Here is a 20,599-nt window from a genome sequence, read left to right as displayed (position 1 = left end):
TTTTGCATTGCTAAATCATTTTGTATCAATAGATTTTATTTTTCGAATTGATTCAACAACAGTTGATAATTGTTCAAGGTGTTTCAAAGAAAAATCTGGTTCTTTGATCTTTGTAAATGCGCTATCTGTATTAATGTTCCAGTTTTCGAAGATATCTCTCATTTCACTTTGGCCAACTTTATTTCCATAGACTTCAAGATAGAACTTCCCAAAACTTATTGCATGCATCCGATCGCTTCGTTTCAAAGCTTCGTGCACATATGCATTAGCAATATTGAATGCATGCTTGGCCCAAGCACCAAATAATGTGACAATGATAAGCCCTTTAACTAATAGAAATAAAAAAAACAGCCAGTCGATATTTTCTTTAGCCGCATGATTGAATTGATAACCACCATATAAAAAAGTGGCAATAGCGGCACTTATAGAAAGAAACAAAGCTATCCCGCCTTGAACATTCCACCAAAAGGCTTTTCTTTCAAAATGAGCACATTTAACTTTAAGCCCTGTTACAGCTGTATCCACATACTCTGGAAATTTTATTTCAAGACGAGCCTGCTGTAATTCCTCCTGATCTTTTTCAAGTTCTTTGATCTTTTCTTTTATTTCTACCTCTCTGTCATAATAACTTTTTTCTTTATTTGCAATTAACTCCTCCCTTTCTTTTACTTTCATATTAACTTGATTAAGCTTTTTTTCAGCCAATTCAGTTTGAGAAATGAGATGACTCTCCTTTAATTTATAATTTTTCTCTAAAATAGCCTCTCTTTCTTCTAAATCCTTTATTCTTTCAATTACACTATTTTTTAAAGAATCGTCAAATCTTGTAGAGGTATAATATGCAGAAACTCTAGACTCGTTAGATTTTTCTTCTTTTTCACGACTAAACTCTCGCCTTATATCTTCAGGAAGTAATTTCAATACTCTGCTTCTTTGCGCATGAGTACAATTATCAACCACACGAGAGATGGTTATGAAATCCAGCATTAACAACACATCCTTCACTACTTTATCACTGCAAGCAGAGAATATTTTAGTTATTGTATTAGATTGTGCCGATTCGAAAACATGTCTTATAGCACCTTCGTTTAAAAAAGAAAGTACTTTTGAAATTGAAGATGCACTCATATGGCTAAAAAGAGTGGAAATCTCTCTTGCATTGCTATTTTCAACAACCTCAATGAATTCCTGATTTGATATATTCTCCCATAAAGATGGCAATGCATCTCTTTTAAGAGATTTTACTCTGGTTTTTTTCTTAACTATATTATTCATTTTATTTTCTTCATAGTTTTTATTTTCTGGAGTGCTGTCATCAAGAATATAGATGAAACTCCATTAAAAAATTTCCCGACTACAATTTATTTAACTCGAATAATTAAGCCCTGCTATACCTATATTTTAATATCTAATCTTTCCAGTTCCTTCCGCCCAAGTGTTTTCAACCAATTCCCCAAACTCATACCCGCATCTTTCGCTGCAACTTCAAATTGAGCTTTCAGTTCTGGTGTGATGCGGATCTGAAATGTTGGAGATTTACCTGCTACAGACTGTTTTGCATCCCTTTTTACAGTTGACATGTACGTACCCACAGGGTTAGTTTAAGTAGTCAAGTGACACCCTAGCATATGGTCACCTGAAAAAAAACGCCCCCGAAAAGTATTACGAGTACCAGACGAGGGCTAACCACAAACGTTAATGGAGTTAACGACATGGCTAACACGAATACTATCACAGCCCATCCCCTTGAAAACTCATACCCACAGCCAGTTATTGAATCAGCAATCACGACATTAATAAAAACCCCGCTCGGTGCCACGCACGATCTCTTCCAGGTGCTCGACGCTTGCCAGCACTATGTTGATGCGCTTATTGAAAACGACGACAGCACCGAATGCATGGCACTGTGTGGGCGTTTGCTTGCAGCATTCGAAGTGTTGAAAGTCGCACTAAAAGCACCGTTGCCAGCTCATCTAATTGAGCGCCTGACGGTGGATGTGGCAGAACCCGATAATTATCGCGGCACGCTTTCTACCGATTCGGAAACCCTGCGTGAATACTGTGTATCGCTAACCCTATTATTGTTGCAACGCCAGCAGTCAGCGGAGCAGGAAGAACACATCACCGGATTGTTATTCGAGTTGGTTAACGTTCTGGTCGAGGATTTGAAAACGCCACGCTTTGTTCGCTGCGATGGCGGGCTGACAATGATTAGCGGTGAAGCGGTGCCGGGAATTCACTGATTCCGGACTTTGCGGGTGAAAGCTAGCTGTAACTCGTACAAAGTTTTAAGGTCATTCCTTACCTGTTTAACATCCACTTCTCGATGGTATTATTTTTTGATACCATCGAATAACAAGGAAGTCATACTACAATTGTATGAAACGACAACATCAAAGGACGCCAGAAGCGATCTATCGCCGCCCCGTTTCCGGTTCGCTGGAATGGCGGGACTTTAAAGCGTTAATAATAGCGCTAGGGGCCGAAGTGGATGTTAGTGCCGCCGGATCACGAGAAGCCTTTACCTTGCATGAAGAAGTTCGTGTATACCACCGGCCCCATCCGCACTCTACGATGGATAAAGGTGCAGTAAATGCGACTCGTATTTGGTTAGAAAGTATGGGAATTAAACCATGAACAATATTCTTAAAATCAACGACCATCCAGCGATTGTCAGTTTTGACCCAGACATTGAAATGTTTCGTGGGGAATTCATTGGTTTAAACGGCGGTGCCGATTTTTATGCCTACAGCGTACAAGAACTGAAAACAGAGGGAGCCGAGTCTCTGAAATTCTTTCTTGATACATGCCGTGCAAAAAACATTGATCCTTATAAATCATACAGTGGAAAGATTTCAGCGCGTCTAACACCCGAAGATCATGCCGCTCTGGAGCGCATTGCACTGGCGAGTGGGGAGAGCATTAATCAACTCCTGAACCAAGGCGCAAAAATGATAATCAAACAGCATGATGCTTAACAACAGGCTAGTGATAACTAGCAGCGAGACGGGAGAGATGGCCCATTTCGCCCAATTTTTCAGCCTTTTTTGTGTGCACAGCATGTGACATACTATGCCGCTAAAGTTTGCGCCGTATAAGCAAAAGAATCAGTCAGTTAGACTTACCTGGCGGAAATGAAAAGAAACAAAGGGTTGCGTGATGACGTAGCCCTTTTTTAATGCCTGAAGATGCAGGCAACAGCAATGGAAGAGGTTTTTATGAATTGGGATGTGTTGAAGTGGTTGATTGGCATCTACTTTGGCTGTTTTTTTGGACTTCTCAAAGTCGCCTACTCAGACCCAAAATTTTATCTGGAATACATCGATAAAAAACTCACCTGGTTCTGTTACACCTGCATGATAGCGTTCAGCGCCTTCTGGTACGGGCTGTATGCGTGCAGAAGCTACACCGTAGATAACATAGATCTGATATCAGAACAGCTTTCCCATCTGGACAAAGAATACAGCTACGTCACTTCTTATCTTTTGGTCTTGATTATTGCGTCCTGTTTATCCTTCGCCGCCAGCATTTTGTTTATTGATATCGCGCGCAGGAAACAAGCTCATTTGAGTTCTTAAACACGAAAATAGCGTCGATAAGCGCTGAAAAGTTGAAAGCCCGCATGATGAATTCATGTGGGCTTTTTGTTTTATGGTGGCTTGGTTTATCAAGGTTACGATGCTGTTTTGTTTAAATATTTGTGTAGTGGTAGCGGCAAGAGACAATAATCAGAAGGTCATTCTCCGCATCCACGTAATAGACAAAACGGTGCTCCTGAGTAATACGTCGCGACCATAAGGGCTTATGGTGCTTCAACGGTTCTGGCTTACCGATACCAGATTTAGGGTCTTCCAGAGCAGCTCTGACGAGTTCGTCGATTTTAGCTTTTACTTTTGGGTTATTTTGTTTCCACCAGGCTATATCTGCGGCCGCTTCCTGCGTAATTTTCGGCTTCATTCAAATTCATAATCCGTCAGTTCAGCACGATCGGCCTGTTCCAGCGAACGTTCGATATGCGCCGCATTCACCGGATTTTTAAACAGATGTAATGTTTCTTGAATGGACTCAAATTCAGCCGCATCAATGACGACAACACTACCCGCGCCTTTGCGCGTGATGAGCACCGGTGCACGGTCGTCATTGGTCTGTTGCATCAGCGCCGCCAGGTTTGCGCGGGCATCGGTATAATTAATGTGTTGCATTTTTGTTCCTCTCAATTGCTTCTAAATATTATCGCATCAGTACAGGTATCTGTACAGGTGAGAACGGAAAACACTTCACCCGCTAAAACCCTTCGTAATACACCTTAACAATCTGTCTTACTTTCAACGGGTACTATTCCTGCTCACTTTGAAAGGGATGCTTCTGTATGAATAAGTTGATGAAAATTTTGCTGTTAAGTGTCGTTGCGCTGTCTGCTACCGCTTGTTCAAGTGACTATGTGATGTCAACCAAGACTGGCGACATGATTGTGACGCAAGGGAAACCGCAGGTGGATAAAGACACTGGCCTAATCAGCTATACCGACCAGCAAGGTAACGAGCGCCAGATTAATGACGATCAAGTCGTGCAGATGATTAAGAAAAACTGATTTACGGATAAGTAACCAGCCAGCGCGACTGGCTGGCACTTCATACGCAGCAACAGCCTTCCGAAAAAAGCCAATCTGGAAGGTATCTCGTAAAACTAAAAACCTACCAAAACAACGCGTTAATATCCCTCATTAACTTGTGTATGCTTTGCGTACAAGGAAGATGTAAATCTGCACAAAAATGATATACTGAGGTGATATATGGCAACATTGTTTGGAGAAATGATGGGACGAATTCTTCTGGATCTGTCAGACGAAGTAGTGCGCCGTCTGGACGATTTAAAGCAAAGCCGTAATCTTCCTCGTGCAGAATTACTTCGAGAAGCCGTTGATGAGTATCTCGAAAGACATACGCAGGTTGCCGTAACAGAGGCTTTTGGCCTTTGGAGTGAGCATGCCGTCGACGGTGTGGAATATGAACGCACCCTTCGTGAGGAATGGTAATGGTGGAATCATCGGCTATTTTTGATACCAACATCCTGATTGATTACTTAAATGGCGTTCCCGAAGCAAAGGTAGCCCTGACTGCTTACGGATCTAAACCTGCGATAAGTGTGATCACATGGATAGAGGTCATGGTGGGGGCTAAACGATTCGGTCATGAACAACAGACAAAACAATTTCTGAGCGGGTTTGATGTATTACCCGTAAATCAGGCAGTTTCAGAACAGGCTGTAGAAACTCGTCAGGAATACGGCATGAAGTTGCCAGATGCCATCATTCTTGCGACGGCCAAAGTGAATCTGAAACGCCTAATCACCCGCAATAGCAAAGACTTCAAAAACATTCCTGGTGTAGTGATGCCTTATTCACTGGCTTGTTAAGGCACTACTGGTTTACACGCCACGCAATATCCCGCATCGCTGAACGCGCAGCCTGGCTGATTCCTCCCAGTTGGAAGAAGCCATGTATCACGCCAGAATAGCGCTGGCATGTGCACTCCACGCTTTGATCGGTTAAACGAGAAAACAATAATTCACCTTCATCTCGCAGCGGATCGTATTCCGCTGTAATGATATGAACATGAGGTAACCCGGCAAAATCATCACGCCATAGCGGGCTGGCTTCAATGTGCTCTTTAGGTGTGTGCGGGAAATAAGCCTCAAAGCCAGAAAGAAGTGTGTCGCGCGTGATGACGTAATCTGCCCCGTTTTGCGAATAGCTGGGCATCTGCGCGGTCGCATCAAGCATCGGATAGATCAGAAGTAATGATTTCGGCAGCCATTCACCTGCCTGTTTTAATCTGAGTGCGATGACAAACGCTAAATGACCACCCGCACTATCCCCTGCCAGGATGATACGGTTTGTATCTACACCCAGTTTTTCTGCATGTTGATAAATCAGCCTTGCAGCGCTTTCTGCATCATCATGCGCTGCGGGATAGACATATTCTGGTGCGAGGCGATATTGCACGGCAATAACTCGACAGCCGCTGAAAAATGCCAATTGCCGTAACTGGTTATCATGCGTTGTAAATCCACCACTCACAAAACAACCGCCGTGGTAGTAGATAACCGTAGGCATAACGCCCTCAGCATTAAGTGGCGATACCAGGCGCAATGTGACACCGTCCAGCACAATATCTTCCACTAAAACTCGTTGCTCAATTTCCCCAGCAAGAACCGTACTGGCGATATACCCGGCGCGGCGCTGTGCAAAAGTTTGTGCGCGTGAAGAGGGCCTTCCGGCGGCGATAAATTCATCGACCAGTTCTGCGATTTTAGGTTCAAGAGCCACAGCAATAATCCTTTTTACTGTATGAATACGAGGCGAGTCTGCGAAGGGATCGATTAGGGTGGATGAGCGCAAGCGCATCATCCACCACTAACAGGCACTACAATTTACTCCCCTTCCCCTGGGAACAGGAACGGGTTGATGCTGCTGCGAGCAAAACCTTCTTGCTCCATGCGCGCATCCAGCACAAGCGTTGCTAAATCGTCGGCCACGGCTTCCACTTTGGCATCTTTTTCCTGATAGAGAATCTTCAGGTAAGTGCCGCAGTCGCCACAGCTTTCCGCTTTAATCGCTGACTGTTCGCTGTCGAGCGACCAGTAGTTCAAATCGCGGGTCTGCTCGCAGTTGCTGCATTTAATGCGCACCACGTGCCATTCGGTTTCGCACAGGTTGCAATGCAGGTAACGCAGGCCACTGGTGCCGCCAATCTGCACGACGCTGGAAACCGGCATCGAGCCGCACACCGGGCAGAACTGGCGCTGCTCACCGTATTCAGCTTTCGCTTTGCCTGGGATCAAGCTCGCCATTTGCGCCCAATAGAGTGACAACGCCGCCCAGATGAACGGGGCTTTGTCGCTACTCACCAGCGCAAAATCGGTGTTAAACAGCGCTGTGGCCATCTCTTCGATTTCTTGCGTCGACGCTTTTTCCAGATTTTCGATAACCGCCAGTGCCTGGCCGCTCATTTCCGGTTTCAGCTCGGCAATCAGCGAGTTAAGCAAACGCTGCCAGTGCGGGTCGCGTGGCAGAACGTGGATGTCCAGCGGCGGCTTGCCCGTTTCAGATGATTTCTGAATCAGCGCCGTTAAATCCATTTCCAGTGGGTGGTCATACAGCACCACCTCCTGCGCATGGGCGATCAGTGCGGCAAAGCGCAGGTAATCGCCCAACGGATTATCGGTTGCCAGTTCGCGCAGTCGTTCTGCTCGGCGGTTGTAGAGATTTTTCAGCCGGGGGAACAACAACGGCGGAATATTATCCGCCGTACGTTTCTCGCTCGAACCCAGCTGATCTTGCGGGATTATGCGAATACTCATTCCTGTCGTTTTTCCTGTTTCTGGCGAACTTCACGATACCATTTCGGATGGTGTTTCTTCGCCCAGGTCGTTGTAACCCAGCCTTCCACCATCGCAGTAATCGTGCCTTTCACCCAAAGGGCGGCGTAGATGTGGACCATAATAACCACAATCAATGCCACTGCGGCAAATGAATGCACCATCAGGGCTACGCGGATCACCGGGATTGAGAATGCAGGCGCAAAGTAAGGACGCCAGATAATCACGCCACTCACCAGCAACAGCACCAGGAAGATAATCGCCGCCCAGAACACGCACTTCTGGCCGAAGTTATACCGCCCGGTATCACCTACTTCCTCGTTGACGACGATCTTACGAATATTCTTCGCCCAAAAGATATCATCCCGATTGATTAGATTGTGGTGCCAGTAACGGAAAAACATGATGATAAACGAGGCAAACATCACCACACCGACGAACGGGTGGAGGATGCGCGCCAACTGCGGCGTGCCAAGAATGTTCATCAACCAGTTGAAGGATGGGAAGAAAAAGCCCAGCCCGCTGATTGCCGCCAACATAAAGCAGAAGGCGGTAATCCAGTGGTTGATACGCTCAGGCGCGCTATAACGCTGAATAGTCACTTGTTTTTTCATGGCTTGCGCACCTCGTCATCGTCATGGTGCAGGTTATCGTCCTCTTCTTCGGCACGGTTCGGGCCGACACCCACATAGTGGAATACGCTGGCAGCAAAGGTCGCAGCAAAGCCGATAGCGGCCAGCGGCTTCCAGACACCTTTCCAGAATTTCACGGTTGGGCTGATGGACGGATTCTCCGGCAGGCCGTGATACAACGTCGGCTTGTCCGCATGATGCAGCACATACATAACGTGTGTGCCACCAACGCCTTCAGGATCGTACAGACCGGCGTTGTCGTAACCGCGCGTTTTCAGCTCGCTCACGCGCTCGCCCGCCAACGTTTTCATATCCTCTTTCGAGCCGAAATGAATCGCGCCGGTTGGGCAGGTTTTCACGCAAGCAGGCTCCTGGCCGACGGTCACACGGTCTACGCACAAAGTACATTTGTAGACGCGGTTGTCCTCCGGGTTCAGGCGCGGCACATCGAATGGGCAACCCGCGATGCAGTAACCACAGCCGATACACTGTTCAGACTGAAAATCGACGATGCCGTTAGCGTACTGAATGATTGCACCTTCAGCCGGACACGCCTTCAGGCAGCCAGGATCCGCACAGTGCATACAGCCATCTTTGCGGATAAGCCATTCCAGCTTGTCGTTTTGTTCGACTTCCGAGAAGCGCATCACCGTCCACGATTTGGCGGTTAAATCCGCCGGATTATCGTAAACCCCAACGTTACTGCCGATTTCATCACGCAGATCGTTCCACTCCGAACACGCCACCTGGCAGGCTTTACAGCCGATACAGGTGGTCACGTCGATAAGTTTTGCGACCTCTTGCTGATGATCCCGCGCCTGTGGCGCGGGTGTAATGCCGTTAGTAGCGGAACGACGGATGATGTCCTGAGATTGATAAGCCATAATTCGTCTCCGTTACACCTTTTCCACATTGACCAGGAACGCCTTAAATTCAGGCGTTTGCGTGTTGGCATCACCGACATATGGCGTCAGGGTGTTGGCGATAAAACCTTTCTTCGCCACGCCTTCGTAACCCCAGTGAATCGGAATACCGATGGTGTCCACTTTCTGGCCGTTAACATCCAGTTGGCGAATGCGTTTAGTCACCACCGCTTTGGCCTTGATAAAGCCACGGTTGGAGGAGACTTTCACCGTGTCACCGTGGGCAATACCGAGAGAATTCGCGAGCTTCTCGCCAATCTCGATAAACTGCTCAGGCTGCGCGATGGCATTCAATACCGCGTGTTTGGTCCAGTAGTGGAAGTGCTCGGTCAGTCGATAAGTGGTGCCGACATACGGGAACTTGTCGTGCTTGCCCATCGCTTCCAGGTCGCCTTTGAACACGCGCGCGGCTGGGTTAGAGACCACGTTCGGGTGCAGTGGGTTAGTACCGAGTGGCGTTTCAAACGGCTCGTAATGTTCCGGGAACGGCCCTTCTGCCATCTTGTCGATAGCGAACAGACGCCCTAAACCTTCTGGCTGCATGATAAATGGCCCAACGTCGGTGCCCGGTGCCGCTGCGCTGTAGTCAGGAATATCCGCCCCGCTCCACTTCGCGCCATCCCAGGAAATCAGGCGGCGTTTTTCATCCCACGGTTTACCCGCTGGATCGGCAGAAGCACGGTTATACAGAATGCGACGGTTGAGCGGCCACGCCCAGGCCCAGCCTAGTGTGTTGCCTAACCCTGACGGGTCGGCGTTATCACGTCGCGCCATCTGGTTGCCGTCAGGCGTCCAGCTACCGGCGAATATCCAGCAACCACTCGAGGTGGTGCCGTCATCGCGCAGTTGGGCAAACGAGCTTAACTGCTGACCTTTTTTCACCAGCACTGCACCGGTTGCCGGGTCGGTGACATCCGCCAGCGCTTTACCGTTGCTTTCCATCGCCACTTCTTCTGGCGCTGGGTTATCTGGCGTCTGGTAGTTCCAGCTCATGTTCAGCACTTGCTCAGGCAGCGCACCGCCTTCGGTCTGGTACATGTGACGCAAGCGGCTAAAGATACCCGCGAGAATTTCGCCGTCGTTCAGCGCTTCTCCTGGGGCGTCCGCACCTTTCCAGTGCCACTGCAACCAACGGCCGGAGTTAACGATCGAACCGTTTTCTTCCGCAAAGCAGGTTGATGGTAAGCGGAACACTTCGGTCTGGATTTTCGACGGGTCAACATCGTTCATCTCGCCGTGGTTTTGCCAGAAGTTCGAGGTTTCCGTGTTCAGCGGGTCGATGGTCACGAGGAATTTCAGCTTCGACAGTGACGCAATGACTTTGTTTTTGTTAGGGAACGAGGCAACAGGGTTAAAGCCCTGGCAGAGATAACCGTTCACCTTGCCCTGGTTCATCATCTCGAAATATTGCAGGACGTCGTAGCCTTTGTCCCACTTCGGCAACCAGTCATAACCCCAGCTGTTTTCCGCTGTGGCTTTGTCGCCAAAGAAAGCTTTCATCATCGAAACGAAGAATTTCGGGTAGTTACCCCAGTAGTTGACCTGCCCTTCCAGCAACGGTTTTGGCGTGTTGGCGGCAAGATAGGTCTGGAGGTCGGGCTGTTTTTCATTCGGCAGCGTCATGTAGCCAGGCAGGCTTTGTGACAGCAGGCCAAGGTCGGTCAGACCTTGAATATTGGAGTGTCCACGCAGGGCGTTAACGCCGCCGCCAGCCATCCCCATATTGCCGAGCAGCAACTGAATCATCGCCATGGTGCGAATGTTTTGCGCGCCCACGGAGTGTTGCGTCCAGCCCAGCGCATACAGGAACGATGCAGTTTTGTTTTTGACGCTGGTTTCTGCGATGTATTCACACACCTTGATGAAGTCATCTTTAGGCGTGCCGCAAATATTGGACACCACGTCTGGCGTGTAGCGGGAAACGTGCTCTTTAAGCAGATTCCACACGCAACGCGGATGGCTGAGTGTAAGGTCGCGTTTCGCGAAGCCTTTCTCATCCAGCTCATAGTTCCAGCTCGTTTTGTCGTATTTACGGTTTGCCGCGTCATAGCCGGAGAACAGGCCGTCGTCGAAGCTGTAATCCTCACGCACAATCAAATTGGCGTTGGTGTAGGCCTCAACGTATTCGCGGTTGAATTTATTGTTGTTGATCAGGTACAGCAGCACGCCTGACAAGAAGGCAATGTCAGAACCTGAACGAATTGGGGTGTAGAAATCCGCCACCGAAGCGGTACGCGTAAAGCGCGGATCGATAACAATGAGCTTCGCGCCATTGTGAATTTTGGCTTCCATCGCCCAGCGGAATCCGACCGGATGCGCTTCTGCGGCGTTGCCACCCATCACAATCACGAGATCGGCGTTCTTGATATCAACCCAGTGGTTGGTCATCGCACCGCGACCAAATGTTGGAGCAAGACTTGCTACCGTTGGTCCGTGTCAGACACGCGCCTGGTTATCCACGGCTAACATGCCGAGGGCGCGGGAAAATTTCTGGGTTAAATAACCGGTTTCGTTACTGGAGGCTGACGCGCACAACATGCCAGTGGAGAGCCAGCGGTTGACCGTGGTTCCCTGATCGTTCTGCGCAATAAAGTTGGCGTCGCGGTCTTCTTTCATCAGTTTAGCGATACGGTCAAATGCCGTTTCCCAACTGATTTGCTCCCACTTATCCGAGCCTGGCGCACGGTAAGACGGGAATTTAAGACGGCTTTCGCTGTGGATGAAATCCACCAGGCCTGCACCTTTCGGGCAAAGCGCACCGCGGTTTACCGGGTGGTCCGGGTCACCTTCAATATGGAAGATAGATGCTTTGGCATTTTTCGCTCCGTCACCGAGGCTGTACATTAACAGCCCACAACCGACAGAACAGTATGTGCAGGTATTACGGGTTTCACGGGTACGCAGTAATTTATATTGCCGTGTTTCCGCAAGCGCAACGCCCGGGGCAAAACCCAGTGCCGCTGCTGTAGTCCCTGCCATACCGCCAGCACAGATCTTAAAGAACTGTCTTCTGCTGACCTGCATGGATGCTCCTTTTTCTCGACATGTTCACATGACTTATAGGTGTATTTTTTTGCGGTCTAAGCCGCAAAGGTTCACAATCAAACCCAAACTGGCAATAACCCTTAATCCTAAAGAGTTAGTGTTGCAAGAATACCACATTAGGATTAAGGCTGTTCCAATCAGGTTAAGACAAAGTGAACAAATCCAACCCAAATCAGGACAAAATTGTGAACGCCATCACTGGTGCGCGGACGATAGATCTGTGGCAACGCCACGATTTACACCAGCCAAAAGGTGACTGGCTGGCTGAAGAAGTCCCTGTAGCTCTGGTTTACAACGGTATTTCGCATGTCGTTATGATGGCTTCGCCCAAAGATCTGGAGTCATTTGCACTGGGTTTTTCCTTATCAGAAGGAATTATAGATTCTCCTGCTGATATTTATGGGATGGATGTCATTTCGGTATGCAATGGACTGGAAGTGCAAATTGAGCTTTCCAGCCGCCGCTTTATGGGGCTGAAAGAACGCCGCCGATCTCTTGCAGGACGCACCGGTTGCGGCGTCTGTGGCGTTGAGCAACTCAATGATATTGGCCGTCCGATACCCCCCCTTCCGTTCACCCAGACCTTCGATTTGAACAAACTTGATGCAGCCTTAATCCAGATGCGCGAATACCAACCCGTCGGACAACTCACCGGTTGTACGCACGCCGCACTTTGGCTGAATGAAAACGGCACGATTCTGGATGGCAAAGAAGATATTGGCCGCCATGTGGCGCTTGATAAACTGCTCGGCGTTCGTTGCCGTGAAGGTTGGAATAACGGTGCGGTGCTCGTCTCCAGCCGCGCCAGCTATGAAATGGTGCAAAAATCGGCCCAATGCGGCGTCGAAATTTTGTTTGCCGTGTCTGCCGCCACCACGCTTGCAGTAGAAGTCGCACAGCGCTGCAATCTGACGTTAATTGGCTTTAGCAAACCCGGTCGTGCGACGGTTTATACCCATCCGCAGCGGCTGTGTTAACGAGTTGTACATTCCGTTACTTACCGACACCAATCACTCACTGAAGGTATTTGTTTGTTGGAATAAAGTTATTTCAACGGGCCAACAACCCATACATAAACAAATACGAGACTATCAAAATGAAAAAAGTATTAACTCTGATTGCTGTTGCTGTAATGGGTCTGTCTTCTGCTGCTTTCGCTGCTGAAACCACCGCAGCACCTGCTCCGGCAAAACACAGCACCACCACTGTACACCACAAAAAACACCATAAAGCAGCACCTGTAGCGCAGAAAGCGCAGGCTGCTAAAAAGCACCACAAAAAAGCGACAACCACTGCAGCGCCTGCAGCCAAACCAGCGGTTAAACCTGCTGCATAAGTTGGCAATAAAATCCTTCTCTTCTAATAACACCCGGCTTGCCGGGTGTTTTTTTATGGCTAAACCTGCTCATCACCGCAATGAAATAGATCTTCCAGGCCCCATAATTTTTTTGATTCTTTGACTCATCTGATGTTGGATAGCATTGCTCTTACAGTTGTCACAAACTACGGCAGGCCAGGCAAATTAAGGAACAGAAAGATGTCGGTAAGAAGAAGAATGGAAGTCGGTGAATTGTACACAGACCACTGCGAAGGATTACCAGAAGAACGCCGTGCTGGAAAAGAGTTGGTCTACGACTACAACCTGACGCGCCCAGCGCAGGAAACGGAGCGCGCAGAATTGCTCAAGCAATTATTCGGCAGCGTGGGCGAAAATTGCTGGATTGAACCCCCTATTCGCGTGGCTTACGGCAGCCACACTCATATCGGCAATAACTTTTACGGCAACTTTAATTTCGTGGTGGTGGACGATGCCACCGTAACCATTGGCGATAACGTGATGGTGGCGCCAAATGTGACGATTTCCACCGCCGGGCACCCTATTGATCCAGAAATCCGTAATACCGGACAGCAGTTTTCTTTACCGGTGACGATTGAAGATAACGTCTGGTTAGGAACGGGTGTCATCATCAACCCTGGCGTGACGATTGGCCGTAATAGCGTGATTGGCGCGGGCAGCGTGGTGACGAAATCTATTCCCGCAAACGTGGTTGCCGCAGGGGTGCCATGCCGGGTGCTGCGTGAAATTAATGCTGAAGACAAGCTGGCGTTTTCTCGTTGATACTGCCTGGTTTGATGCCCTCTCCGATTCGAGAGGGCACCTGAAAGCATCAAGACGCCGGGGATGCCACCAGTTTGCGAGTCTTACCATAAATAATGGTCAGCACCGCAGGGACGGTAAATGCGACGACTATCGCAAACACTTCATAAATCATTTTCGAATCTGGGCCGCTGAACAAACCTAATTCGAAGACATTCAACACTGGCAGGAAGCTGTAGGTTTTAACACCCAGCAAACCGGTAATACCCCCGCCTAATGCCGCACCGATACAGCCAAAGACAAACAACATTCTATATTTCAGGTTCACGCCATAAAGTGCCGGTTCGGTGATACCAAAGAAGGCGGAAATTGAGGCAGAAATCGCAATTTGCTTATCTTTGAGGTTGCGGGCAATAAAGATAGCGCCAAATGCCGCGCCAAATTGCCCCATCACTGCTGACATAAACATCGCCATTATGGTGTCGTAACCGTTGACCTGAATGTTGATAAGCGCAAGCGGGATAATGCCCCAGTGCACGCCGAAGACCACAAACAGTTGGCCGATACCTGCCAGTAATGCACCAGAAATCACCGGGCTTAGGTTGTAGAGCCATGCGTAACCGTTAGCAATGCCGACCCCAACGTAATCTGCAATTGGGCCAATAAAGGTAAAGACCACGAATCCACAAATAATCAGCGATAGGCATGGTACGAAGACAAATGCGGCAAGTTCCGGGATGACCTTTTTCAGCCAGCGCTCCACATGGCTCAGGAACAGCACGGCAAATACTGCCGGGATCACCGCGCCACCGTAGATTTTCACATTCAGCGCCAGACCCATAATATGGAACGCGCCTGGCACACTGGCATCGGTTAATGGAAATATCATCGCCGCGGTTAGCGCCAGCGCGGTAAATTTATTGGTTTTAAAGCGCTCCGCTGCCGTGACCGCAATAAATAGTGGCAGCATCACAAACACGCCACTCGAAAGAGCATTAAACACGGTGAAAATATAGGAATGGGTATCCACCAGGTTCATGGTTTGCAGCAAAACCACAATGCCTTTGACCACGCCGACACCCGCCAACACGCCGATGTATGGCGTGAAAATAGCGGAGAGTGTGGCCAGTAAACGACTTGCCCATGAGCCTTGCACTGCCACGGATTCGCTGGCGGCGGGCCTATCACCAAGAATATCTTTAATCGCATTAAAAACTTGCTCGACCTTCGGCCCAATAACAATCTGGAATTGGCCTGGGTTGTCGACTAATTTCACCACTTCAGGAAGATGATATAAGGCTTCCTGATTCACTTTATTCTTATCTTTCAGAGTAAAACGTAAACGTGTTGCGCAATGAGTAATATGTTCAATGTTTTCGGATTCGCCAACGTGGTGAATAATCTGTTGGGCAAGATGACTGAAAGTAGCCATAGTGATTCCTTAATAACAGCGCTTATTTTTATTGCCCGATAGCGATATCAGGCAACGTTGTAGGGTGCAGGTTTAATTACGCGTAATCGCCAGGTCTTGTTTTGCTTTTAACGGAAACACCAAAATCGGTAAAAATACGCTGTGGCAAATTATTACCTTTTGCTTCAGCAATATGATGCGCCAGAATCTGGAACGGAATCACCATTAATAATGGCGCAATGAAAATGTCGACATTGGCATTAATGGCTAAGGTTCTGGCGTCGTCGCTTTCACCTAATTTCACAGTGTAAATATAATCGGTATATTTTTGCTCATAGGCTTTAAGCAGCAATAAACGCTCGCGTGCTTCACCCGGTGTGTCGAGGAAGAATATACGGTGGTTACCGTTCACTTCAAAATAAGGGCCGTGCATAAACGCTTCCAGCTCAACGCCCTGAGATGGCACGCGAATAGTTTCCGCAAATTTTGTCTCCATCTCTTTAATCACACCGACGCTCGGGCCGTAACCAATCGCAGTGAATCGTGGGGATGCCGTTAATTCATCTTTCCATTTTTCAAAGAAAACTTCAGTCGTATCAATAATCTCTGGAATAGATTTTACGGCGACGGCCAGTTTCGCTAACTCTTCGGCTTCCTGAGCTTCGCTAATCAGACCGTTGCAGCGAGCGGTATAAACGCCCAACAGCATGAATTTGAAAATGGTCGCCACGTAACCTTTGGTGACGTAACCCACGCGTTCTTCACCAATTTCAATATCAATGGCGTGGTCAACGGTATTTGCCAGTTCACTGGTGAGTTTACTGGTTAATCCGTAGGTCGAAATCGGAAAACTTTTACGGATATGTTTTATCGCGTTGATGGTCGATGTGCTTTCGCCACTTTGCGAAACGCCCATCACTAAATCGGTTGAAGCATCCATTTTTTCGTAGTGCTGAAAATGGAACGGTTCTTCCACAGTGACACGCACATTTGCCAGATTTTCAACGTAGTACTTCGCGCTTTTGATGGCGTTGATACTGGAGCCAGTGGCTAAAACCAACCATGACCACTTCCTTTTAATCTCTGGTAGATCATGCGGATAACGATCAAGCATGCCCGATAGTGTGGCTTGCTCTTCGTGAATGTATGTCATCATTGTCGGCTTCATTGGCCCTCCTGAAATCAAAACCTGAAAACGTTTTCAGGTTTTAGGCTAGAGGAGCCAGAGTGGGGTTGTCAATCCACTTTTCAGCAAATGTGGTGGGGATCAAAAAATATCGTGCGCGGGTGTTTTTACACTGTTTGAAGTCAGCAAAAAGCAAAGATGAATTAGCAGGATTCTCCTGGCATGAAGCTCACCTGGATTTTTTCAGGCACAGTAGACTTTGCTTCATCTCTCAGCAGTGTCATTAAAATCTGCATGACGGTTTTGCCGATCAATTCGTTGTGATGGTTCACGGTAGTAATTCGTGGGATGAAATATTCACTGCCGGGGAAATATTCGCAGCTCACAATAGCAATATCTTCAGGCACAGAAATCTGCCGATCTTTTAATGCTCTGATAGCGCCTTTTGCCACATGATCATTAATTGCTACAATCGCTTCGGGCAATTTTTCGCTTTGTGCCAACAATTTTTCTATCGCTTCATAACCATGTTGCAGATAGAAGTTATTCAGCACAATATTATTATCATCAGCCTGTAGGTTGGCATTATTTAATGCATTACGGAAAGCATCAACACGCTGATGGGTAATATAAACGCTTTTTGAACCACCAATAAAACCGATATTTTTATATCCTTTACTTATCAGGTGATTAGTCGCAAGTGTGACACAACCTGATTGATCGCGCTCTACGCAAGAATAATCAACATCAGCCAGTTGCCTTCCTACAACAATAACCGGGATTGCTGAGCTGAGTTTTTTTAACTCTTGCAAGTACGAGTTGGGAACATTGTTATAGTCAATATTACCGCCAAGAATAATAACGCCATCGATCTGGCTATCGGTAATCGAATTAAAAATGTTCTCTTCAGGGATGATTTCACCCTGTGAAGAGGATTTATTAGCGGACTGCGTATCATAGAGCGTGACTTTATAACCCGCGCGCAAACTTTCATTTTCGATTTGAGCAACCAGCATCACAAAGTAAGGGTTACTAATATCAGATACCACAATGGCCAGCGTCTGCGTCTTTTTGGAAATCATGCCGCGCGCTAACAAATTTGGACTAAATTGCTGTTCCTGAATAACTTTCTCGACACGAGCGCGGGTTTTATCCGACACCCAACTGTTGTTATTCAACACTCTGGAAACCGTGGCAATAGATACATTGGCCAGTTCAGCAATATCCTTGATTGTTAGCGACTTTTTCATTTTTCTGTCCCTTTTCGACACGGCGTTAATAGTAGGGCAAGCCATCGTATGAAGCAAAGGAGGATTTTTCCTTCACCATTCACCTGGCTGACTCCACTTTTTCCCCAATCTGCCGATAACTTAACCAGACGCCAGGGCGACGCAACGGCGAGTAATCATTCGAGGTTAAAATGGATAGTTTTCAAAAAGATATTGATGAAAGGGCTAACCTGGCGTTATCCAACAAATTTGAGTTATTGTTGTTCCGCTTAGGGAAAGGTCAGCACTCTGATAAATCAGAGCTGTACGGCATCAACGTCTTCAAGCTGCGTGAAATTGTGCCGATGCAGAAAATCAATCGTGCGGCCGGAATGGTGTCACCGCTGTTAGGCATGGCCAATATTCGTGATCAGATTATCCCGGTAATCGATTTGCCAGCCGTCACCGGTTGCACACCAGAAACGGGGCTAAACCTGTTACTGATAACCGAATACGCCCGTAGCACGCAGGCATTTGCGGTAGAGTCAGTAGAAAATATCATCCGCCTCGACTGGAGCCAGGTTCACGCCGCCGAATCAGACGTCAGCAGCCGTAATATCACCAGTATTGCGTCACTGGATAGTGACGAATACAAAGGTGAACTGGCGCTGGTACTCGATGTTGAGCAAATTCTTTATGACATCATTCCCTCCGGACGCAATGTTGATGTCGCGGCCATTGAAGGAAGCACCAACCCTCTGAAACCGGGCGCAGTCGCCATTGTTGCCGAAGATTCAAAAGTCGCCCGCATGATGCTCGAACAGGGTCTGAAAGGGATGGGCATTCCAACGATGATGCATTCCACGGGCCTTGAAGCCTGGGAGAAAATCAAGGTTATCGCCGCAGAAGCCAAAGCCGCTGGACAGCCCATCACCGACCGCATTGGCATGGTGTTAACCGACATCGAAATGCCGGAAATGGACGGTTTTACCCTGACGCGAAACATAAAAACGGATATCACGCTCAAACAGATCCCGGTGGTGATCCACTCGTCGCTTTCAGGTAGCGCCAACGAAGATCACGTGCGCAAAGTGGGCGCGAATGGCTATGTCGCGAAGTTCGACGTAAAGGAGCTTTCGCAGGTGATTAATAAAGCGCTGGAAGGGGCGGAGCTTTAATCTTTCGGTTAATCCGAACCATTAAAGCTCGCTGACAGGGTGGATGCCGCGCACGCGAATCCACCCTGCAAACCGGGCATTACTCTAAATAAAACACTTCTTTTAATTCTGCACTCACCGGGCTGTTGTCCGGGTTACTCGGCATGATTTCGCTCATATGCTTCCACCAGCGCTGGCAAACTTCCGTTTGGGCAACGGCGTTCCAGCGGGCTTCGGACTCAATCTCTACCGTGGCAAAAAGCAGGTTGCGCGGCGCATCAAGATAAATGACGTAATGATGCGCACCATGCTGTTTCAACACCGCTTCCAGCTCTGGCCAAATTGGCGTGTGTCGACGTTGGTACTCTTCATGCGCATCAGGATTGACCTGCATCACAAAGGCTTTTCTAATCACAGTGCCTCCAGGTACAGCTCGCGCACTTCCTCACGCGTTGCCGCGCGTGGGTTGCACGGTGCGCATGGGTCAGCAAGTGCGTTGTCCAGCCAGCCTTCAATATCAGCGGTTTTAATCCCAAGCTGGCTGAAACCGGATGGAATACCAACGCGAGCGGACAGCGCACGAATGGCGAGAATCGCCTCAAAACTGGCTTCTTCCTCGCTCATCGACAGCGTATCCACACCCATCGCTGCGGCGACTTTCGCAAAACGCGAAACGGCTTTTGGACGGTTAAACGCTTCAATCACCGGCAGCAAAATCGCGTTGCACACGCCGTGCGGAAGATTGTGTGTCGCGCCCGGTTGGTGAGCCAGCGCATGCACCAGGCCAAGTCCGGCGCTGTTGAACGCCATGCCCGCCAGATATTGCCCGTAAGCCATCATTTCACGCGCTTCGAGGTTATGCCCATTGTCGACCGCTTTCGGCAACCACTGGCTAATCAGGCGGATAGACTCGAGCGCGTTAGCATCGGTCAGCGGGTGCGCCGCGACAGAAACGTATGCTTCGATGGCGTGAGTCAGCGCGTCCATACCCGTGGCGGCAGTAACGCTTGCCGGGATATCCAGCATGACGCTGGCGTCATCTACGGCGATATCAGGAATCAGGTTTGTATCGATAATCACTTCTTTCACATGGCGCACAGAATCGATGATCACCGCGTTACTGGTCATCTCCGCAGCCGTTCCCGCAGTGGTGTTAATCGCCACCAGCGGAACGCCTGGATGGGTGACTTTACCCACGCCCGAATAAGCCGTTGATGGCCCTGGGTTGGCGGTCAGGATTTTCACTGCTTTAGCGGTATCAATCGGGCTGCCGCCGCCAAAGGCAATCAGGTAATCGCATGTTGCGGCCTGATACGCGGCAAAACCTTTTTGCACCAGTTCTTCAGTCGGGTTCGGGAACACTTCATCGAACAGTTCGTAAGAAAGCTGATGCTCGTCGAGCGCGCTAAACAGGCTGTCGAGCAGACCCATTTTCACGAGCTGCCCGTCGGTAATAATTAACGCTTTGCCCCAGGGTTTTGTGGCAATCAATTTCACCATATCGCCGATTGCGCCCGCACCGTGCAGACTGATTTTGGGTAACGCCAACATAAAGCTCATAGCTATTCTCCATAATGATCGTTTCCCCTCACCCCGACCCTCTCCCAAAGGGAGAGGGG

24 protein-coding genes and 1 pseudogene are annotated in these 20,599 nt (G+C 48.5%); 11 read left to right on the top strand and 14 right to left on the bottom strand.

Going from position 1 to position 20,599, the window contains the following annotated elements; translation table 11 throughout:
- Positions 1–15: 15 nt before the first annotated feature.
- On the bottom strand, positions 16–1,275 hold the full coding sequence (locus OH773_RS01265; protein WP_270142332.1) for a hypothetical protein: 1,260 nt from the start codon (positions 1,273–1,275) through the stop codon (positions 16–18).
- Between the two features lie 119 nt (positions 1,276–1,394).
- Positions 1,395–1,580 carry a toxin-antitoxin system HicB family antitoxin gene (locus OH773_RS01260; protein WP_270142330.1) on the bottom strand — a complete coding sequence of 62 codons (186 nt, stop codon included), beginning with the start codon at positions 1,578–1,580 and terminating at the stop codon, positions 1,395–1,397.
- A gap of 132 nt (positions 1,581–1,712) precedes the next feature.
- Between OH773_RS01260 and OH773_RS01255 the strand changes: the two genes are divergently transcribed.
- From OH773_RS01255 to OH773_RS01245, 4 genes are all read left to right on the top strand, one after another.
- Positions 1,713–2,243: a hypothetical protein gene (locus OH773_RS01255; protein WP_270142328.1), complete on the top strand. Its 531-nt coding sequence runs from the start codon at positions 1,713–1,715 to the stop codon at positions 2,241–2,243.
- Positions 2,244–2,379: 136 nt separating this feature from the next.
- A complete protein-coding gene (locus OH773_RS22385) occupies positions 2,380–2,637 on the top strand; it encodes a type II toxin-antitoxin system HicA family toxin (RefSeq protein WP_442865638.1) in 258 nt (85 codons plus the stop codon).
- On the top strand, positions 2,634–2,978 hold the full coding sequence (locus tag OH773_RS01250) for a type II toxin-antitoxin system HicB family antitoxin (protein ID WP_270142326.1): 345 nt from the start codon (positions 2,634–2,636) through the stop codon (positions 2,976–2,978). The genes OH773_RS22385 and OH773_RS01250 overlap by 4 nt, the downstream gene beginning before the upstream one ends.
- 225 nt (positions 2,979–3,203) lie before the next feature.
- Complete coding sequence (locus tag OH773_RS01245) at positions 3,204–3,578, top strand: hypothetical protein (RefSeq protein ID WP_183272274.1); 375 nt, start codon at positions 3,204–3,206, stop codon at positions 3,576–3,578.
- A gap of 112 nt (positions 3,579–3,690) precedes the next feature.
- Here OH773_RS01245 and OH773_RS01240 read toward each other — a convergent pair whose 3' ends face one another.
- Positions 3,691–3,957 (bottom strand): Txe/YoeB family addiction module toxin, encoded by a 267-nt coding sequence (locus tag OH773_RS01240; RefSeq protein WP_270142323.1) that lies wholly within the window; start codon positions 3,955–3,957, stop codon positions 3,691–3,693.
- Positions 3,954–4,202, bottom strand: a complete 249-nt coding sequence (locus tag OH773_RS01235) for a type II toxin-antitoxin system Phd/YefM family antitoxin (protein ID WP_270142322.1) — start codon at positions 4,200–4,202, stop codon at positions 3,954–3,956. The genes OH773_RS01240 and OH773_RS01235 overlap by 4 nt, the downstream gene beginning before the upstream one ends.
- Positions 4,203–4,369: 167 nt before the next feature.
- On the opposite strand from OH773_RS01235, the gene OH773_RS01230 reads away from it, so the two are divergent.
- From OH773_RS01230 to OH773_RS01220, 3 genes are all read left to right on the top strand, one after another.
- Positions 4,370–4,591 carry a YgdI/YgdR family lipoprotein gene (locus OH773_RS01230; protein WP_442865637.1) on the top strand — a complete coding sequence of 74 codons (222 nt, stop codon included), beginning with the start codon at positions 4,370–4,372 and terminating at the stop codon, positions 4,589–4,591.
- A 201-nt stretch (positions 4,592–4,792) separates the two neighbouring features.
- Entirely contained in the window at positions 4,793–5,035 is a 243-nt protein-coding gene (locus tag OH773_RS01225; RefSeq protein WP_270142321.1) for a CopG family transcriptional regulator, read from the top strand.
- Positions 5,035–5,415 (top strand): type II toxin-antitoxin system VapC family toxin, encoded by a 381-nt coding sequence (locus tag OH773_RS01220; RefSeq protein ID WP_270142319.1) that lies wholly within the window; start codon positions 5,035–5,037, stop codon positions 5,413–5,415. The genes OH773_RS01225 and OH773_RS01220 overlap by 1 nt, the downstream gene beginning before the upstream one ends.
- Positions 5,416–5,419: 4 nt before the next feature.
- Here the strand turns inward: OH773_RS01220 and OH773_RS01215 are convergent, their stop codons facing one another.
- From OH773_RS01215 to fdnG, 5 genes are all read right to left on the bottom strand, one after another.
- Entirely contained in the window at positions 5,420–6,328 is a 909-nt protein-coding gene (locus OH773_RS01215) for an alpha/beta hydrolase (protein ID WP_270142317.1), read from the bottom strand.
- A gap of 104 nt (positions 6,329–6,432) precedes the next feature.
- Positions 6,433–7,362: a formate dehydrogenase accessory protein FdhE gene (gene fdhE, locus OH773_RS01210; RefSeq protein WP_270142315.1), complete on the bottom strand. Its 930-nt coding sequence runs from the start codon at positions 7,360–7,362 to the stop codon at positions 6,433–6,435.
- On the bottom strand, positions 7,359–7,994 hold the full coding sequence (gene fdoI, locus OH773_RS01205) for a formate dehydrogenase cytochrome b556 subunit (protein WP_183272269.1): 636 nt from the start codon (positions 7,992–7,994) through the stop codon (positions 7,359–7,361). Before fdoI ends, fdhE begins: the two co-directional genes overlap by 4 nt.
- Positions 7,991–8,896 (bottom strand): formate dehydrogenase subunit beta, encoded by a 906-nt coding sequence (gene fdxH, locus OH773_RS01200; protein ID WP_183272268.1) that lies wholly within the window; start codon positions 8,894–8,896, stop codon positions 7,991–7,993. Before fdxH ends, fdoI begins: the two co-directional genes overlap by 4 nt.
- Positions 8,897–8,908: 12 nt before the next feature.
- On the bottom strand, positions 8,909–11,959 hold the full coding sequence (gene fdnG / locus OH773_RS01195) for a formate dehydrogenase-N subunit alpha (protein WP_270142311.1): 3,051 nt from the start codon (positions 11,957–11,959) through the stop codon (positions 8,909–8,911).
- Between the two features lie 173 nt (positions 11,960–12,132).
- Between fdnG and fdhD the strand changes: the two genes are divergently transcribed.
- The 3 genes and pseudogenes from fdhD to OH773_RS01180 all read left to right on the top strand — a co-directional run bounded on the left by fdhD (position 12,133) and on the right by OH773_RS01180 (position 14,099).
- A complete protein-coding gene (fdhD, locus tag OH773_RS01190) occupies positions 12,133–12,957 on the top strand; it encodes a formate dehydrogenase accessory sulfurtransferase FdhD (RefSeq protein WP_270142309.1) in 825 nt (274 codons plus the stop codon).
- A gap of 119 nt (positions 12,958–13,076) precedes the next feature.
- A pseudogene (asr, locus tag OH773_RS01185) lies at positions 13,077–13,313 on the top strand (acid resistance repetitive basic protein Asr); the annotation flags it as partial.
- A 204-nt stretch (positions 13,314–13,517) separates the two neighbouring features.
- On the top strand, positions 13,518–14,099 hold the full coding sequence (locus tag OH773_RS01180; protein WP_270142304.1) for a maltose acetyltransferase domain-containing protein: 582 nt from the start codon (positions 13,518–13,520) through the stop codon (positions 14,097–14,099).
- A 49-nt stretch (positions 14,100–14,148) separates the two neighbouring features.
- Here OH773_RS01180 and OH773_RS01175 read toward each other — a convergent pair whose 3' ends face one another.
- From OH773_RS01175 to OH773_RS01165, 3 genes are all read right to left on the bottom strand, one after another.
- Positions 14,149–15,510, bottom strand: coding sequence for a PTS transporter subunit EIIC (locus OH773_RS01175; RefSeq protein ID WP_270142302.1), 1,362 nt, complete (start codon positions 15,508–15,510; stop codon positions 14,149–14,151).
- Positions 15,511–15,586: 76 nt separating this feature from the next.
- Positions 15,587–16,657 (bottom strand): SIS domain-containing protein, encoded by a 1,071-nt coding sequence (locus OH773_RS01170; RefSeq protein WP_270142300.1) that lies wholly within the window; start codon positions 16,655–16,657, stop codon positions 15,587–15,589.
- A 161-nt stretch (positions 16,658–16,818) separates the two neighbouring features.
- Entirely contained in the window at positions 16,819–17,865 is a 1,047-nt protein-coding gene (locus OH773_RS01165; RefSeq protein ID WP_270142298.1) for a LacI family DNA-binding transcriptional regulator, read from the bottom strand.
- Between the two features lie 170 nt (positions 17,866–18,035).
- Here OH773_RS01165 and OH773_RS01160 point away from each other — a divergent pair, with 170 nt between their 5' ends.
- A complete protein-coding gene (locus tag OH773_RS01160) occupies positions 18,036–19,001 on the top strand; it encodes a chemotaxis protein (protein ID WP_270142296.1) in 966 nt (321 codons plus the stop codon).
- Positions 19,002–19,080: 79 nt separating this feature from the next.
- On the opposite strand, the gene rhaM is transcribed toward OH773_RS01160, so the two are convergent.
- Both rhaM and fucO read right to left on the bottom strand, forming a co-directional pair.
- Complete coding sequence (gene rhaM / locus OH773_RS01155; protein WP_270142294.1) at positions 19,081–19,395, bottom strand: L-rhamnose mutarotase; 315 nt, start codon at positions 19,393–19,395, stop codon at positions 19,081–19,083.
- Positions 19,392–20,540, bottom strand: a complete 1,149-nt coding sequence (fucO, locus tag OH773_RS01150) for a lactaldehyde reductase (protein ID WP_270142292.1) — start codon at positions 20,538–20,540, stop codon at positions 19,392–19,394. Before fucO ends, rhaM begins: the two co-directional genes overlap by 4 nt.
- Between the last annotated feature and the right edge of the window lie 59 nt (positions 20,541–20,599).

This window comes from Buttiauxella sp. WJP83, assembly GCF_027594725.1.
In the GTDB taxonomy this organism is placed as follows: Bacteria; Pseudomonadota; Gammaproteobacteria; order Enterobacterales; family Enterobacteriaceae; genus Buttiauxella; species Buttiauxella selenatireducens.
This window is presented reverse-complemented; position numbering and strand designations above follow the sequence as displayed.